At 47.0% G+C, this 16,636-nt stretch carries 12 protein-coding genes; 7 read left to right on the top strand and 5 right to left on the bottom strand.

Going from position 1 to position 16,636, the window contains the following annotated elements; translation table 11 throughout:
• Window positions 1–39: 39 nt before the first annotated feature.
• Window positions 40–1,338: a phosphopyruvate hydratase gene (gene eno / locus ACUALS_RS11790; protein ID WP_334475173.1), complete on the top strand. Its 1,299-nt coding sequence runs from the start codon at window positions 40–42 to the stop codon at window positions 1,336–1,338.
• Between the two features lie 333 nt (window positions 1,339–1,671).
• Here eno and ACUALS_RS11785 read toward each other — a convergent pair whose 3' ends face one another.
• Window positions 1,672–2,883, bottom strand: a complete 1,212-nt coding sequence (locus ACUALS_RS11785; protein WP_454448410.1) for a multifunctional CCA addition/repair protein — start codon at window positions 2,881–2,883, stop codon at window positions 1,672–1,674.
• Window positions 2,884–2,973: 90 nt separating this feature from the next.
• On the opposite strand from ACUALS_RS11785, the gene ACUALS_RS11780 reads away from it, so the two are divergent.
• Both ACUALS_RS11780 and ACUALS_RS11775 read left to right on the top strand, forming a co-directional pair.
• Window positions 2,974–4,584, top strand: a complete 1,611-nt coding sequence (locus tag ACUALS_RS11780) for an AAA family ATPase (RefSeq protein ID WP_454448409.1) — start codon at window positions 2,974–2,976, stop codon at window positions 4,582–4,584.
• The gene (locus ACUALS_RS11775) at window positions 4,584–5,351 is read left to right on the top strand and encodes a general secretion pathway protein GspB (RefSeq protein WP_454448408.1); all 768 of its coding nucleotides are present in this window, start codon (window positions 4,584–4,586) and stop codon (window positions 5,349–5,351) included. Before ACUALS_RS11780 ends, ACUALS_RS11775 begins: the two co-directional genes overlap by 1 nt.
• 48 nt (window positions 5,352–5,399) lie before the next feature.
• Here ACUALS_RS11775 and ACUALS_RS11770 read toward each other — a convergent pair whose 3' ends face one another.
• The 3 genes from ACUALS_RS11770 to ACUALS_RS11760 form a co-directional block, all read right to left on the bottom strand.
• A complete protein-coding gene (locus ACUALS_RS11770) occupies window positions 5,400–6,011 on the bottom strand; it encodes a TIGR04211 family SH3 domain-containing protein (RefSeq protein WP_005472810.1) in 612 nt (203 codons plus the stop codon).
• Window positions 6,012–6,166: 155 nt separating this feature from the next.
• A complete protein-coding gene (locus ACUALS_RS11765) occupies window positions 6,167–7,426 on the bottom strand; it encodes an inorganic phosphate transporter (RefSeq protein WP_005472876.1) in 1,260 nt (419 codons plus the stop codon).
• A gap of 131 nt (window positions 7,427–7,557) precedes the next feature.
• The gene (locus ACUALS_RS11760; protein ID WP_038140729.1) at window positions 7,558–8,238 is read right to left on the bottom strand and encodes a TIGR00153 family protein; all 681 of its coding nucleotides are present in this window, start codon (window positions 8,236–8,238) and stop codon (window positions 7,558–7,560) included.
• Between the two features lie 204 nt (window positions 8,239–8,442).
• Between ACUALS_RS11760 and ACUALS_RS11755 the strand changes: the two genes are divergently transcribed.
• Window positions 8,443–9,960, top strand: a complete 1,518-nt coding sequence (locus tag ACUALS_RS11755; RefSeq protein WP_038190942.1) for a CYTH and CHAD domain-containing protein — start codon at window positions 8,443–8,445, stop codon at window positions 9,958–9,960.
• Between the two features lie 21 nt (window positions 9,961–9,981).
• Here the strand turns inward: ACUALS_RS11755 and ACUALS_RS11750 are convergent, their stop codons facing one another.
• Window positions 9,982–10,740, bottom strand: coding sequence for a potassium channel family protein (locus ACUALS_RS11750; protein ID WP_038140724.1), 759 nt, complete (start codon window positions 10,738–10,740; stop codon window positions 9,982–9,984).
• A 111-nt stretch (window positions 10,741–10,851) separates the two neighbouring features.
• On the opposite strand from ACUALS_RS11750, the gene ACUALS_RS11745 reads away from it, so the two are divergent.
• The 3 genes from ACUALS_RS11745 (at window position 10,852) to hldE (ending at window position 16,594) form a co-directional block, all read left to right on the top strand.
• A complete protein-coding gene (locus ACUALS_RS11745) occupies window positions 10,852–12,108 on the top strand; it encodes a methyl-accepting chemotaxis protein (protein WP_005472918.1) in 1,257 nt (418 codons plus the stop codon).
• A gap of 160 nt (window positions 12,109–12,268) precedes the next feature.
• Complete coding sequence (gene glnE, locus ACUALS_RS11740; RefSeq protein WP_454449256.1) at window positions 12,269–15,067, top strand: bifunctional [glutamate--ammonia ligase]-adenylyl-L-tyrosine phosphorylase/[glutamate--ammonia-ligase] adenylyltransferase; 2,799 nt, start codon at window positions 12,269–12,271, stop codon at window positions 15,065–15,067.
• Between the two features lie 96 nt (window positions 15,068–15,163).
• Window positions 15,164–16,594 carry a bifunctional D-glycero-beta-D-manno-heptose-7-phosphate kinase/D-glycero-beta-D-manno-heptose 1-phosphate adenylyltransferase HldE gene (hldE, locus tag ACUALS_RS11735; protein WP_038140719.1) on the top strand — a complete coding sequence of 477 codons (1,431 nt, stop codon included), beginning with the start codon at window positions 15,164–15,166 and terminating at the stop codon, window positions 16,592–16,594.
• Window positions 16,595–16,636: the final 42 nt, after the last annotated feature.

Below are 16,636 nucleotides of genomic sequence, written 5' to 3'. Positions count from 1 at the left end.
AATTTTGACATTATATATTCAACGAGAAGGAAACATTCAATGTCTAAGATCGTTAAAGTTCTAGGTCGTGAAATCATCGATTCACGTGGTAACCCAACTGTAGAAGCTGAAGTACACCTAGAAGGCGGTTTCGTAGGTATGGCTGCTGCTCCATCTGGCGCATCAACTGGTTCACGTGAAGCTCTTGAGCTACGTGACGGCGACAAAGCTCGTTTCCTAGGTAAAGGTGTTCTTAAAGCTGTTGAAGCTGTAAACGGCGAAATCGCTGAAGCTCTAGTTGGTAAAGACGCTAAAGACCAAGCTGCAATCGACGCTATCATGATCGAGCTAGACGGTACTGAAAACAAATCTAAGTTCGGTGCTAACGCAATCCTAGCGGTTTCTCTAGCTAACGCTAAAGCTGCAGCAGCAGCTAAAGGCATGCCTCTATACGAGCACATCGCTGAGCTAAACGGTACTGCTGGTCAGTTCTCTATGCCTCTACCAATGATGAACATCATCAACGGTGGTGAGCACGCAGACAACAACGTTGACATCCAAGAGTTCATGATCCAACCAGTTGGCGCTAAGACTCTTAAAGAAGGTCTACGTATCGGTGCAGAAGTATTCCACAACCTAGCTAAAGTTCTTAAGTCTAAAGGCTACAGCACTGCAGTTGGTGACGAAGGTGGTTTCGCTCCTAACCTTAAATCTAACGCTGAAGCTCTAGAAGTTATCGCAGAAGCTGTTGCTGCTGCTGGTTACGAACTAGGTAAAGACGTTACTCTAGCTATGGACTGTGCTGCATCTGAGTTCTTCGACAAAGAAGCTGGCATCTACAACATGAAAGGCGAAGGTAAAACGTTCTCTTCTGAAGAGTTCAACCACTACCTAGCTGAGCTAGCTAACCAATTCCCAATCGTTTCTATCGAAGATGGTCTAGACGAGTCTGATTGGGCTGGCTTCAAGCACCAAACTGAACTACTAGGTGACAAGCTTCAACTAGTAGGTGACGATCTATTCGTTACTAACACTAAGATCCTTGCTGAAGGTATCGAGAAAGGCGTAGCTAACTCTATCCTTATCAAGTTCAACCAAATCGGTTCTCTAACTGAGACTCTAGCTGCAATCAAGATGGCTAAAGACGCAGGTTACACAGCAGTAATCTCTCACCGTTCTGGCGAAACTGAAGATGCAACTATCGCTGACCTAGCGGTAGGTACAGCTGCAGGTCAAATCAAGACTGGTTCTATGAGCCGTTCTGACCGTGTTGCTAAGTACAACCAACTTATCCGTATCGAAGAAGCTCTAGGTGCTAAAGCTCCTTTCAACGGTCTAAAAGAAGTTAAAGGTCAATAATTCCTAACGAATTATTAGCTTAAAGCTTTAATGAATGCCTCACTTTTTAGTGAGGCATTTTGCGTTTAAGGCTCTAAGAACTTTTAGAGCTCAGAGAACGATGAGTCGTTCTGACCGTGTTGCTGCTATACCTAAAAGAAAGCAACCAATTAATCCGTATCGAAGAAGCTCTAGGTGCTAAAGCTCCTTACAACGGTCTTAAAGAAGTTAAAGGTCAAGCTTAATTCTTAGTTGAATTTAGCTGATTGTAGCTTTAAAAAACGCCTCCGATTTCGGAGGCGTTTTTGTTTGTGTCATTCCTTAGAGCGACGTTGGTGAGAGTAGGGAATCTCCTTAAGCCTCTCGAATAGCTTCAACTCTGCGCTTTTCCATCTCAATGCGGATATCTGCACCTTTAAAGCCATCTTTGATAATGTCTTGCACATTCACATTCAAAGCCGCTTGGGAAGCTTGCTCAAAAATCGCCTTCTGAGGATAGTCGATGCTTTCGAAGCCAGTTCGACCGCGGCTGTCTGCCATACAGCAAATCAGGATGTCTTGTAAGCGCTCCGGTTTACGCCACACATCGAACTTATTGAGCACTTTGAGCTTGGTCTCAGGGCGAAGCTCAGCGGCGCGATGAATATTGGAATGCTGTTCGCAGACCATTAAAGCTAAATCACGATACTCATTGGGTACACGCACACGGTCACAGAGTTTTTTGATTAGCTTTAAACCAGTGTGGCAGTGCATTTTATGGCTTGGCCATTCGGATTCTGGTGTGACTCCTTTTCCTAAGTCGTGGACTTGAGCTGCAAAACGCACTTGTAGGGAATCACTCAAAAGGGCTGCTTGCTCAGCAACCATCAAGGTATGAATACCTGTGTCGATCTCAGGGTGCCATTTCTCAGGTTGAGGGACTCCGAATAGGGCGTCTAGTTCAGGAAGCACAACTTTTAAGGCGTCACAGGTTTTGAGTACTTGAAGGAAAATATGGGGACTTTGGGTTGAAAGGGATTTATGCCATTCCTGCCAAACACGCTCCGGAGTGAGGTGTTCAAGCTCGCCTGATTGGGCAATTTTTCTCATTAATTCAATCGTTTCGTCGGCGACAGTAAAGCCTAAATGCGCCAACTTTGCAGCAAAGCGAGCAACACGCAGAACGCGTAAAGGATCTTCGGTAAAGGCCTCTGACACATGCCTTAAAATATGATCTTGGAGATCTCGTTGGCCGTTGTAGGGATCGATGATTTGACCGTTTGGATCTTGTGCCATCGCGTTAATCGTTAGATCTCGGCGAAGTAAATCTTCCTCGAGAGTGACGTCCTGCGCAAAGTAGCATTCAAATCCCGTATAGCCAGCACCTATTTTTCGCTCAGTACGTGCTAGCGCGTGTTCTTCTTTGGTTTTTGGGTGAAGAAATACGGGGAACTCTTTCCCAACCGCCGTAAAGCCTTGTTCGAGCATCTGTTCTGGTGTCGAGCCGACGACGACCCAATCTCTATCATAAACGTCGATATTCAGCAGTTGATCGCGAACTGCCCCACCTACAAGGTATCTTTGCACTAAAGCCTCTCTCATTTCTTAACATTGCCATTGGCTATTGTTGCCTGCAATGGTACTTTTCTTATCATTAAATTCCCAGAGACGAGAAGCATGTATAAGCAACATTTTGGATTTACGGAACTGCCTTTTTCAATCGTTCCGAATTCTCGTTTTCTTTTCCAAAGCCAACGGCATAAAGAAGCGATCACTCGCTTGAATGCTGGGCTAGGAGAGGGCGGAGGTTTTGCCATGCTGACAGGTGAGGTCGGTACGGGTAAAACGACCGTCGCAAGAGCGATGCTTCGTGCACTAGACGATAATATTCAAGCGGGGTTAATCCTTAACCCGACGTTTTCCAACAGTGAGCTACTTGAAGCGATTTGTGATGAATTTGCTCTGGATTACCCTCAAGACGCCTCCCTAAAACAGCTTAGCCAAACGATTCATCAATTCCTACTTGGTAGCTACGCAAATGGAATACAAACGCTACTGGTGATTGATGAAGCCCAGCATTTATCGGCGGAAGTGCTCGAGCAACTTAGGCTGCTCACTAACCTTGAGACAGAAAGTCAAAAACTGCTTAAGGTGTTATTGATTGGTCAGCCTGAACTGCAACAGAAGCTGCAAATGCCCCAGCTTAGGCAGTTAGCACAACGAATCACTGGTCGTTACCACCTACTGCCATTGAATGAAAAAGAAACGGCTGAGTATATACGTTTTCGATTAGAGTTTGCTGGTGGTCAGCGTGAACTCTTCACCAGTAAATCGCTTAAACTGATTGCGAATCAAACGCTTGGTATTCCTCGTTTGATCAACCTCGTTTGTGATGCGGCTTTAAAGCAGGCATACAGTGTCGGCGAAGCTGCTCCCTCTTATTCGACGGTGCAGCTCGCGTGCCAAGAGGTGATGAGTTTTCAAACGTCGTTTCATCGCCCAGCGCAGCAGGTTCAGAGTAAACCCCGCTACCTTCACTATGCTGCAGCAGCCAGCCTTGGGGTGCTGATAGCCAGTGCGAGTTACTTCTATGCCCCTAAGTTAGTTGGCGATGCGATTGCTCAACAGGTTGAACTGCGCTACCCCGCTGTTGAGCCGACAATTGTCACAAGAACGGTATTTCCTGCTGAGCTTGCATCACAGTTGTTCGAATCAGATAGCTTAGAGCAAGGGATGGCGACGCTGTATCAGGTTTGGGGATACCAAGCGTCGATGTTGGATAAGCTGTGCTTAGCGGACAGCGAAAATGCGTTTCAGTGTCTCAGGCTGAACGGAGATGTGCTGGCTCTGCGTCGCCACAATGCTCCGGTATTGCTCACTCTCAATAAAGATGGGCGTCAGAGTTATGCCGTGCTTCACTCCCTTGAACAAGCGAATGCTCGTTTGTTAGTGGGGGAGCACAACATCGAGTTACCGCTCACTCAGCTTAAGGCAATCTGGTCGGGAGAGTATCGACAAATCTGGCGTAAATATTGGGGGGGATCCTTGAAGCCAGGTATGCAAGGAGAGCCTGTGGTGCTGTTAGATCGCCATTTGTCGATGTTGCTTGGAAAGCCACGTACAGGAAGTGATCGCTACGACTCTGCCTTGCAAGAAAAAGTGAAGTTGTTTCAACGTTGGCAGGGGTTATCCGTTGATGGTATTGCAGGGAAAAACACCCTGCAGCGTCTAGAAGAAATGGTGCGAGAAGGCGTCCCCTCTCTGACCGATAATGAGGAGTCGGCATAATGTCTAATGTACTTAAAGCGCTCGACTTATCGGAGCAAAGTCATCAAGCGACGCAGCAGGGAGGTGTCTATCCAAACTTGTTGAATTGCCCCCAAGAGGTGAAAACTAGCAAATCGGCTATCGTGGCGTTGGTGTGTTTACCCGCTCTACTGACGGCTGCTTACGGAATTCATGAAAGCTATCAAGACAAAGTATCGTCAAGGGCCAACGACAATCAACCTCAGGTGATTCAAGTCGATACGCCTTTTGAATATACTGAGTTGCCTTACCCAGAGTTCACCAACCTTACCCCAACGTATGATGTTCAGATTGCAGAAGTGATCAACGTGCCTGAACCACCACGTGAGATGTCTTCTCCGAGCTTTGATAAGACAGAAGTTACACCTGATACCTCTGAGCCACTCAAACAAGAAGAATCTTTACTGGGGAATCTCGATTTATCTGAGCTATCCCCAGAGCTAGCGATGCGAATTGAAAACGCATTGGGAGAGGAGACTGATTTAGAAGCGCCGTCGCCCAGCCAAGTTTCAAATTTGGCGCAACAAGGGGAAAAGTGGCAAGGTCGTTTACCTGCTCTGAACTTCCAAACGCACGTCTATTCAAGTAATAAAACCAAGCGCTGGGTCAAAGTAAATGGAACCGAATATAACCAAGGAGATTGGATTACGGATCGGATTCAAGTGGAGCGAATCGATCAGAATAGCTGTTTGATTCGATTTGATGGCGAAAGTATCGAAGTACCAGCGCTGTACGATTGGCAAGGCTAACAGAAGAGAGAAACTAAAAAGGTCGCGTTAGCGACCTTTTCTTTTTGATTATGCCCAGCCGGATGGGGAGCGTTTCTTACGCGGGATAATATGAGGCAAGATTAAGCCAAACAGTAAGCCCAGACCAGCTACACCACCGCCATACATAAAGTACTTAAGTAATAAGTCATCTTTCTGAGTATCCAGTTTAGCGCGTAGGCTACGGACTTCTTCTTGTGCCGAAGAGAGTTGTTGGCTCATGTCGGTGTAGCTTTGTTCCAGCTCAGCGATACGACGATTACTGGTTTCTAAAGAATCAACAAGTCCTGCTTTCTCTTGATCAGACGTAGAGCGAGCATTCGCAAGTCTTTCTTTGGTTTCTGCTAGCTCTTTTTCAAGTTTAGGTAGACGCAGTGCCATGCTTTCTTGGCTGGTGACAAACTTGCTTTCAACCCAACCTTTTCTGCCTCGGTCATCTTGGATTTGGCTGTAGCCTGTTGCTCGGTCGGTAGACAAAAGTTTTACTTTATCACCGGCATCGATACTACCAATAATACGGTATTGGTTGCTTGGGCCAGAGTGCATGTAAGTAAAAAGCTTATCCGCAATGTATCGGTCTTGAGCGAGCGCTGCGGGCGCGGCGACGAGAGTGGCTAAAACTAACAGAACCAGTTTTTTCACGATAAATCCTTTAACAGTCTTATTGTCTATATCTTGCTAACTCGAAATAGTAAGTAGTTTCTTTAGTGACTGCAACAAAGAAGGGAGGCTAAGCCTCCCTTTCTGTGTATTTGAGTCAATAATGACAGTGCGTTAACACATCATTGACGCGTTGGTTAAACGAACATCGCTTGGATAGCGTAGAAGAACACAACCGCCAATAGTGCGCCAGCAGGTAGAGTCACGATCCAAGATGCAACGATGTTACGTACGACACCTAGGTTCAGTGCTGCAATACCGCGAGCAAAGCCAACACCTAGAACCGCGCCAACCAGAGTTTGAGTGGTTGAGATCGGTAGACCTGTACCTGACGCAAGAACAACAGTACATGCTGTTGCAAGCTGAGCGGCGAAACCGCGGCTTGGTGTCAATTCTGTAATACCCGTACCAACGGTTGCCATCACTTTGTGGCCAAGCGTCGCTAGACCAACCACGATACCGAAACCGCCTAGAGGAAGAATCCACCATGCAATGGTGCTTTTACCTGTGATTTCACCCATGTGCTCTACCGTTGAAACAACAGCAGACAGTGGACCAATCGCATTAGCAACGTCGTTTGAACCGTGAGCAAATGCCATCGCACACGCAGTGATTACCATGAGAACACTGAAGATACCTTCAACACCGGCAAAACCGTGGTCATCTTCGCGGCTTGCGAACTTCTTCTGAATGTAGAAGTAACCGCCAGCCATCACTAGTGCAGAAACGCCCGCAGCCCACATCCAAGCTTCACCGTTTGTTAAGTGAAGACCAACGTGCTTCAGACCTTTCTTAATCGTAACCAGTGCGATTACCATGGTCGTGATGAACATGTATACAGGAACAAAGCGCTTTGCGTTAAACAGTGGCTTTTCAGTATCGAAGATCAGGCGCTGTGCGCTGACGAAGATAACGTACGCGAAGAAGCCAGAGATAACTGGGGTAATGATCCAGCTACCCACGATGCCTTGAACTGAGCCCCAGTCAACGGCTTCCGTACCCACAGATACACACGCAAAACCGATGATTGCACCGATGATTGAGTGAGTGGTAGACACTGGCCAGCCCATGTATGACGCTAGCAATAGCCATGTACCTGCCGCTAGTAGCGCAGACATCATGCCGTAGACAAGAACATCTGGTTGAGATGCGAAGAGTGACGTTTCGATTACGCCTTTACGGATAGTGTCGGTTACTTCACCGCCTGCAAGGTATGCACCCGCAAATTCAAAGATCATTGCGATAATGATCGCTTGTTTCACGGTGAGCGCTTTTGAACCTACTGATGTACCCATCGCATTGGCAACATCGTTTGCGCCAATACCAATCGCCATCAGAAAACCGAAAGCTGCTGCAATAATAATCAGGACAGTGCCGTAGTTCGCAAGGATATCCATCGTAATACCTAGTTGTTGATAACAAGCGGAGCAAATTAGGCACGAAAAAGCCCCTTCGGCGCGTCAGTATTTATCGCCTAATTAAGGGGAGTGCTATTAAGATGCTCTTCGTTATTTAGTTAACGTATGATTTATGAGCGAGACAACATTAGCTCAAGACGCGCACCAACACGTTGCGCCTGATCAGCTATGCCACCTACCCATTCTAAAATTTTATAAAGGAACATCACATCGATAGGATTCATATCCTGCTCAATCTCCATCAATTGTTGACGAAGTTGGATCTGCATCGCATCGGTGTCATCTTCGATTACATCTAGTTGGTGGATCATTTCAGCCACAAGTGTTACTTCGCGACCTTTGAATCCAGTTTCTAATAACTCATCGAGCTCATTGATGACTTTTTGCGCTTGATTTGCTGCATCGAGACAACGTTTCACATACGCAAGGAAGTTTTCTTGAAGTGGCCCAGGAATAGTCAATTGACGACCGTAAACTCGGCCTGCAATGTCTTTCGCTAGGTTTGCCAGTTTGTCTTGCTGTGTAAGTAGCTCCAGCATATCGCTACGGTCAACAGGCATAAACAAACCGCGAGGAAGTTTAAGGCGAATTTCGCGCTTGAGCACGTCGGCTTCTTTCTCTAGATGAGAGATCTGAGCGCGAATTTCTGATGCTTTCTCCCAGTCACCCTTTGAACTGACTTCAAAGAAGTTAACTAGGTGAGAACAACATTCGTTCACACAGACGACGTGGCGTTGCAAAGGTTTAATCGGGGACTTTGCAAATAACCCCATAATTGTATTTACTGGCATGGTCATTCAACCTAATTAATATAACCTAAAAATAACATACACCCTTTACGGCGAAATGTTGAGCGATGGCTATAAAGGCGCGCATGGTAACGCATTAAATCACTCATTAAAACTGTTTTAGATCATCATTCCTGCGATATTTCTTTCTTGCCGAGTAAGAAAATTGGCAATATCCTGTCTCTATCTGCTTTGAAAGGTATAACTATGGAAACCGAGATAGAACTGAAGTTTTTTGTTTCTCCTGATTTTTCAGAGACTTTGCGTCAAAAAATATCTGAAACTAAAGTGCTTCAGCACAGCTGTCGAGAACTTGGCAATACTTACTTTGACACGCCGGATAACTGGTTACGTCGCCATGATATCGGTATGCGAATTCGTCGTTTTGATGATGTATTCGTGCAAACGGTCAAGACGGCAGGGAGAGTCGTCGCAGGTCTTCATCAAAGACCTGAATACAATGCTGAGCACACCAGTAACGAGCCCGATTTAACGTTACATCCTGACGACATCTGGCCTGCAGGCAAAGATGTCTCCGTACTTCAATCTGAATTGATGCCTCTTTTTTCTACTAACTTCACGCGTGAGCAGTGGCTAATTGGCATGCCTGATGGTAGCCAAGTGGAAGTTGCTTTTGACCAAGGAAAAGTAGAAGCCAATGGTGAAGAAGATCCAATTTGTGAAGTAGAGCTTGAGCTGAAATCAGGTCAAACCGATGCGCTATTTACTCTGGCGCGCAACTTCTGCGAACACGGTGGTATGCGCTTAGGCAACTTAAGTAAAGCGGCCAAAGGCTATCGCCTTGCAACAGGCTATACCGGTGACGATGTTAAGCCGCTAACACTAGTGAACACTGACAAACGAGACAGCGTGGAAGCGTGCTTCATTAACTCGTTAGAGCATGCGCTGTCCCATTGGCATTACCACGAGCAAATTTACTCAGAGCGTGAGTCCATAGAAGCGCTGCATGAGATAAAAAACGCCATCAGTTTTATTCGCCAAGTATTAACGGTTTACGGCGGTGTGGTTCCGCGCCGTGCCAGCGCAATATTAAGGCAAGAGCTGAAATGGTTAGAGCAGAGCCTAGAGTGGCTCAACGACTATGATTACCTAGACGATCTGCTGGACGACAAAGGCCATGCGCTGCGAAAACTTGATGCACGCAAGTTCCTTGTCGCGGAACTAAAGCTCATTCAAGAACAGTTACCCACCAGAGAAGAGCTACTGGAGTTACTCAACAGCGCCCGTTATACCGGTTTGCTGCTTGACTTGAGCCGTTGGATCTTAACGCGTGGTTGGCAACCCTTCTTGGATGATAAAGCACGCGACAAAATGGCACGTAACATTGAGCACTTTTCCGTTCAGCAGCTGGATCGCACTTGGGCGGAACTGATGGAAGCGTTTCCTCCTGAACGAAGCCTATCGAGTCAAGATTACATTGATCAGCAATACCGCTTAATGCGCAACTTGTATACAGGCGTGAGTTTTGCGAGCTTGTTTGATACCGAAGAGCGCAACAGCTTCCGTATGCCTTGGAGTGATTTGCTGCACGGCATCGACGATTTACTCAAGTTGCGTACATTGCAAAAGCTTGTTGAGTCTTTAGAGGGTGATGAGCAGGAGCAACTAGCGCGCTGGGTTGCCCGTCAAGAAAGCTCCATCTTGCATGCAATGGAGCAAACTCGAGTCATCTGTATAGAGACCGAGCCCTATTGGCAAGAGTAACCACCAACATCAACGGGAGCATTACGGCTCCCGTTTGTTTTGCTGCTCAAGGTTGTCTAAGCGGCGAAGAATCTCATTTTGTTTTTCGACAAGCTCTATTAATAGCTTCTCTTTATTTTCTGAACGCGTGGTCTGAACCTTGGAAGGTGAGGTTATCATTGAGGTGACCAGTCCAGAAATCATACCAAATAAGCCTACGCCACAAATGATCAATCCAGCTGCAAGAATTCTTCCCCCATCCGTAACCGGGTAGTGATCGCCGTAACCCACTGTGGAAATAGTCACGAGCGCCCACCACATGGCATCGCCACCATCTTTAATATTGGCGCTCGGCGAATGCCCTTCAATAAATAGCATCATGCTCGAACCTGCGGTCAGCAAAATGACCATTAAGAGTAGAATCGAGGCTAAGGTCGTTTCATGTTTATTACGCAGTAGTTGGCGGATGACGTTTCGGCTTGAACGAATCACAAGGACGACACGCAAGATAGAAAACAACCTCGCGTAACGCAGTGGTTCAATCATCGGTAGGCTGGCTAGAAAATCGATCCAGTGGCGTTTCATAAATTGCAGCTTATTTGTAGAGCGGATCAAATCTACACTCAATTGAAGCATAAAAATGCTACAGATAAGAAAGTCTAAGCCGATAAGAACTTGTCGAGTTTCTGGCCGCAAAGGAAAAAAGAGTAAGCCAGAGATCACAAATAGCGCCATAAATGACAAGATTAGTGACAGCAAGCTCATCGGTTTAGTATCACTTTTGATAATATCTTTATTCATACGAGGCTCGAAATAAATATTTTGGCGTAACCAGAGAAGAGGTGTTGCTCTGTAAGCCACTCTATTACAACGCGCTAAAAATACAAAATTTGACTTAATGGAGAAGCGACGATGACCAAAATGGCATTTAAACCATGGGAGCGGGTGATTACTGATGTCCGCCTAGTTCCTAAAATGGTCATGCTGATGGTGTTTAGTACCTTACTGATCATTGGTAAACAGCTGTGGGATGCAAGCACCTTTTACGATTCACTTCTTGCTGCAACTCAAAGCACAGCGATTGCCCAAGAGCATTATGACGCTTATCTCGTTCAGGTGGCGTGGCAAACCTGTTTACTCATAGTGGTTTTTGTCGCATTGCTGCTTTTTGCTGCGCGCGTGATGTTGCGTCAGACGCAGTACTTAAGTGACTCAATCAAAATCATGGCAAATAAAGACTTATCGGTTCCTATTGAAATGGAATGTAAAGATGAGTACGGCGATGTCGCGCGTGAGCTAGAAAAAACACGTCGTCAACTGCAAGAGATGATTGCGCTGCAAGTGAGTGCTTCGCAAGAATTGTCTGGTTTGACGGAAGTGATGACCATCAGTATGTCTGAGACCAAAGAGTCGGCCCAAGAAGAGTTTAACGAAATTGATCAACTGGCAACGGCGATGAGTGAGATGACTTCGACGGTTCAAACTGTCGCGGGTCACGCGCAAAGTGCGTCTTCATTAACAGAAAACGCTTCGAGCCAAGCACAAACGGGTCAACGATTTGTGCAAGATACCGTGCTTAAGATCAGTGAACTTTCAAAAGACATCTCTGCTTCGGCGCAAGCGGTGAATGACGTGGAAGACAGCGTAGGCTCAATTGGTAGTGTTGTTGGAACCATTCAAGGTATTTCTGAGCAGACGAATCTACTGGCACTGAACGCAGCGATTGAAGCGGCTCGTGCTGGTGAAGCAGGGCGCGGTTTTGCCGTGGTGGCAGATGAAGTTCGCAACCTTGCTCAACGCACTCAACAAGCCACCGTCGAGATTCAAGAGATGATCTCTCAACTTCAATCGAGCGCAAATTCCGCAGTAGAGCTGATGGAAAAGAGCGTCGTTGAAGCGGCTGAAGGGGTTGAGCTTGTGACCAACGCAGGAAGTGAATTAGATGGAATTGTTGGTCAGGTGAATCAAATCAACGATATGAACTTCCAGATTGCTACCGCTGCTGGTCAACAAAGCAGTGTTGCGGAAGAGATGAATCAGAACCTGACCAATGTTCGTGAGCTTGTTGAAGCCTCGGTTACCGTGGTTTCGGAGCTACTCGAAACCTCTGAGATAATGCAGCAAAATGCCGATGAGCTAGACAAGAAAATCACGTCATTTAAGGTTTAGCTTCTCAAGTTAAATGCAATAAACGCCCACTGGCTACTAGTGGGCGTTTTTTATTGGTATAAAGAGAGAGTTACCACACCCCACGGCTATTTCTAGACAAGGAAGAATCATGCAGCTGCCAGAAAGCCTCACTCAATTTTCCCAACCTGTTATCCAAGCAATGAACGAATCGCAAGCCTTGAACCATTGGTCAGAGTCACAGCTCTCTCAATTGCAATATGTGGCGGGCTTGAGTCAGTTTGTTGGCGAAGCGCTGTCAACGGATGAGGCACTACAACAACAGCTGCCCGAGATGTTAAGCCATGATTCGCGCCATGAGCAGTATCGAGAAAGGCTATCTGCTTTGCTGAGTGAGTGCCATGATGAGATGCAGGGACATCGAGTGCTAAGGCAGTTTCGCAACCGTGAAATGGTCTACATTGCTTGGCGTGACTTTACGGCATCTTGGGCGTTAGAAGAGAGCTTAGAGCACCTCTCCCAATTGGCTGAAGCGATGATTTTCGAAACCTATCAATGGCAGTATAAACAGTGCTGCGATCTATGGGGGACGCCGACCAATGAACTCGGTGAAGCGCAGCCAATGTTGATTATTGGCATGGGCAAACTGGGTGGTGGTGAGCTGAACTTCTCGTCCGATATTGATTTGATTTTTACCTACCCTGAAAACGGCGAAACCCAAGGTGCTCGACGCAGTATTGCCAACGCACAGTTTTTTACTCGTCTCGGTCAACGCATTATCAAAGCCCTCGATCAGCAAACCTTTGATGGTTTTTGCTATCGCGTCGATATGCGTTTGCGCCCATTTGGAGACAGTGGACCGCTCGTGATGAGCTATGCGGCTCTTGAAGACTACTATCAAGAACAAGGTCGAGACTGGGAACGCTACGCGATGATCAAAGCGCGCGTCATGGGGCGTGAAATGTACCCAGAGTATCAAGAGCTCCGTCAGATGCTGCGCCCGTTTGTCTTTCGTCGTTACATTGACTTCAGTGCGATTCAATCACTGCGTCGCATGAAATCGATGATCAGCAGCGAAGTGCGCCGTCGCGGGTTAAGCAACAACATAAAATTGGGCGCTGGTGGCATTCGTGAAATCGAATTTATAGCTCAAGTCTTTCAATTGATTCGCGGTGGGCGAGAGCCAAGTTTGCGTCAGCGAGGGTTACTCAATACCCTTGATGCAATAGAAGAACTCGAACAGTTAACCGCAGCGGAAACTCAGCAACTACGCAATGCCTATAAATTTTTGCGTCGCCTAGAAAACTTGCTACAAGCAATGGCCGACAAACAAACCCAAACCTTACCTGAAACCGATACAGAGCAACTGCAGTTAGCGATCTCGATGGGCTACAGCGATTGGTTAAGCCTTCGTCAAGATATCACTCAACACATGCAAAACGTGCACTCGGTCTTTGCAGATTTAATTGGGGATGATGAAGAAGAGCAACAAGACATCGCCAAACACTTTGTCGAGCTGTGGGACATGGCTGCCAAGAAAGATGTCATTGAGCATATTTTGGAACATGACATTCAAGCGCAAGAACCTGCTCAAATGGCCACAACCATTATTCAGTTCAAGCAAGACTTGGCCAAGAAAACGTTGGGGCCACGCGGTCGAGAAGTATTGAATCATCTGATGCCAAAAATCTTCTCAGCTATCTACTCGCACAAAGATGCTCAGTTTGGTTTGCCACGTGTTCTCCACCTTTTGCATCGCATTGTCACTCGCACAACGTATTTAGAACTACTTGATGAGCACAGCGCTGCACTGACTCAATTAGTGAGGCTGTGTACTGCAAGTCCTATGATTTCGGAGCAGCTTGGGCGTTATCCGATCCTGCTTGATGAGCTGATCGACCCTCAGCAGTTGTATAATCCAATTCCATTGGAGAGCTACAGAACTGAACTGCGGGATTTTCTAGCTCGTATCCCAGAAGACGATATGGAGCAGCAAATGGAAGCGCTCCGTCAATTTAAGCAGATATGCATTTTGCGAATTGCGGCAGCGGATATTGCAGGTGTGCTTCCAGTCATGAAAGTGAGTGACCACTTAACTTATTTGGCAGAAGCGATTGTTGAGTCAGTGGTCGGGCAAGCTTGGCTGCAAATTGCAGAAAAGTATGGCGAGCCAACCCACTTAAAAGACCGAGATGGCAAAGGCTTTGCGGTGATTGGTTATGGCAAAGTCGGAGGCTGGGAGCTCGGTTATAACTCAGACCTTGATATCGTCTTTATGCATGACTGTCCGGTGCATGCGTATACCGACGGCAAGAAAGAAATCGACGGCCGTCAGTTCTACTTACGCTTGGCTCAACGCATCATTCACATATTCTCGACACGAACAGCGTCGGGCATATTGTACGAAGTGGACACTCGCTTACGTCCTTCGGGAGCGTCGGGTTTGTTAGTAAGCCCTACAGAAGCATTCGATGAATATCAGCATAATGAGGCGTGGACATGGGAACATCAGGCTTTGGTTCGTGCTCGCATGATTTACGGCGATGAACCATTACAACAAGCCTTTGCCAAGACGCGCCACGCGGTGCTGACGTTGCCTCGTGAGGAAGCCAAACTCAAGCAAGAGGTGGCAGACATGCGAGTGAAAATGCGTGACCATTTAGGCGGTAAAAAAGCAGGACGCTTTATGCTGAAGCAAGATCCTGGCGGTATTACCGATGTCGAGTTTCTCGCGCAATATTTGGTTCTGCGCTTTAGCCATGACAAACCCAAGTTAACGCGCTGGAGTGACAATGTGCGAATCTTCGAAACCATGATGTCGCAAGGCGTTCTAGAAGAAGAACAGGCGATGGCACTCACTCACGCTTACACAACAATGAGAGACCAGATCCATCACCGAAACTTGCTCAATCTCGATGCGGATGTGGCAGAAGACAAACTCGTGCCTGAGCGAGAGTGCGTCCAAAAAATTTGGCACGCTTGGTTTGATACTAACGATTAAACCAAGCCTCCTCACTTTAGCTGCTTACTGCTGAGGGTTTAGGGCGTTCAACGGCTGTGCTAAACTCTCGCCAGATTTATATTTTGGAGATCGACGATGAAACCAATCCTACCTAACTACAAGGATGCGGGTGTCTTAATCATTGGTGATGTGATGTTGGATCGCTACTGGTATGGCCCAACTGGGCGCATTTCACCAGAAGCGCCAGTTCCGGTAGTAAAAGTAGAAAACAATGAAGAGCGTCCTGGTGGGGCGGCTAACGTTGCGATGAACATCGCTTCGCTGGGTGGACACGCTCATATTGTTGGTTTAACAGGGATTGATGAACCTGCGAAAGTGCTCAATGAGACCTTATCTGCACTTAATGTAACCTGCGACTTTGTTGGTCTACCCGATTACCCAACGATTACGAAACTGCGTGTGATGAGCCGCGGACAGCAGTTGATTCGCTTAGACTTCGAAGACAAGTTTGAAAACGTCGATTCTGAGCTGATTCTAAGCCGCATGGAGCAGGCGTTACCTAAAGTGAAGTCGGTGGTGCTATCCGACTACGCTAAGGGCGCTTTAGAGCACGTTCAGAAATTTATTCAAAAAGCGCGTGCAGCGAATGTCCCTGTTTTTATCGATCCGAAAGGGGCGGACTTTGAACGTTACCGTGGAGCTACGCTGCTGACGCCAAATATGGCAGAGTTTGAGCTTGTGGTTGGCAAAGTGAAGTCTACCCAAGAGTTGGTTGAAAAAGGGCTTCAGCTGATTGAAGAATTCGACTTTGATGCACTTCTTGTGACGCGAAGCGAACATGGTATGACGCTGCTTCGTCGTGGCCAAGAGCCATTCCATTTACCAACTCAAGCCAAAGAGGTATACGACGTGACGGGGGCCGGCGACACGGTTATTTCAGTGTTGGCTGCGTCAGTGGCATCGGGTAAACCTCTTGATGAAGCGTGTGCCTTAGCAAATGCAGCTGCAGGTGTCGTGGTCGGTAAACTGGGTACGTCAACAGTATCGACCATCGAGTTGGCGGAAGCGGTTCATGGTAGTCAAGACACCGACTATGGTGTGATTGGTGAGCAAGCGTTGATTGAAGCAGTGAAAAATGCCCAAGCCAAAGGCGAAAAGGTAGTCATGACTAACGGCTGTTTCGATATCCTTCACGCTGGACACGTTTCGTATTTAAACCACGCTGCTGAACTGGGTGATCGCTTAATTGTGGCGGTTAACACCGATGAGTCAGTGAAGCGCTTAAAAGGCCCTGGTCGCCCTGTTAACCCTACCGATCGACGAATGGCGGTTCTTGCTGGTTTGGGTGCGGTTGATTGGGTGGTTCCATTTGGTGAAGACACACCGCAGCGACTTATTTCTGAGGTTCTGCCTGATATGCTGGTAAAAGGTGGAGATTACAAACCGGAAGAGATCGCGGGTGGCAAAGAAGTGATTGCTAATGGTGGAGAAGTCAAAGTGCTCAACTTTGAAGATGGCTGCTCGACCACGGAAATTATCGATGCCATCAAAGGCGGCCGAGGCTAATCGACAAAGCCATAAAAAACGCTCACCTTGGTGAGCGTTTTT

This window comes from Vibrio sp. NH-7 (assembly GCF_053643215.1).
Note: the sequence above shows the minus strand (reverse complement) of the source record. Positions and strands in the feature narration are given on the sequence as shown.

Bases quoted from the DNA above. Each gene is read 5' to 3' on its own strand.
- eno (WP_334475173.1), top strand. From the start codon at position 40: ATGTCTAAGATCGTTAAAGTTCTAGGTCGTGAAATCATCGATTCACGT.
- ACUALS_RS11780 (WP_454448409.1), top strand. From the start codon at position 2,974: ATGTATAAGCAACATTTTGGATTTACGGAACTGCCTTTTTCAATCGTT.
- ACUALS_RS11775 (WP_454448408.1), top strand. From the start codon at position 4,584: ATGTCTAATGTACTTAAAGCGCTCGACTTATCGGAGCAAAGTCATCAA.
- ACUALS_RS11765 (WP_005472876.1), bottom strand. From the start codon at position 7,426: ATGGATATCCTTGCGAACTACGGCACTGTCCTGATTATTATTGCAGCA.
- ACUALS_RS11760 (WP_038140729.1), bottom strand. From the start codon at position 8,238: ATGCCAGTAAATACAATTATGGGGTTATTTGCAAAGTCCCCGATTAAA.
- ACUALS_RS11755 (WP_038190942.1), top strand. From the start codon at position 8,443: ATGGAAACCGAGATAGAACTGAAGTTTTTTGTTTCTCCTGATTTTTCA.
- ACUALS_RS11750 (WP_038140724.1), bottom strand. From the start codon at position 10,740: ATGAATAAAGATATTATCAAAAGTGATACTAAACCGATGAGCTTGCTG.
- ACUALS_RS11745 (WP_005472918.1), top strand. From the start codon at position 10,852: ATGACCAAAATGGCATTTAAACCATGGGAGCGGGTGATTACTGATGTC.
- glnE (WP_454449256.1), top strand. From the start codon at position 12,269: ATGAACGAATCGCAAGCCTTGAACCATTGGTCAGAGTCACAGCTCTCT.
- hldE (WP_038140719.1), top strand. From the start codon at position 15,164: ATGAAACCAATCCTACCTAACTACAAGGATGCGGGTGTCTTAATCATT.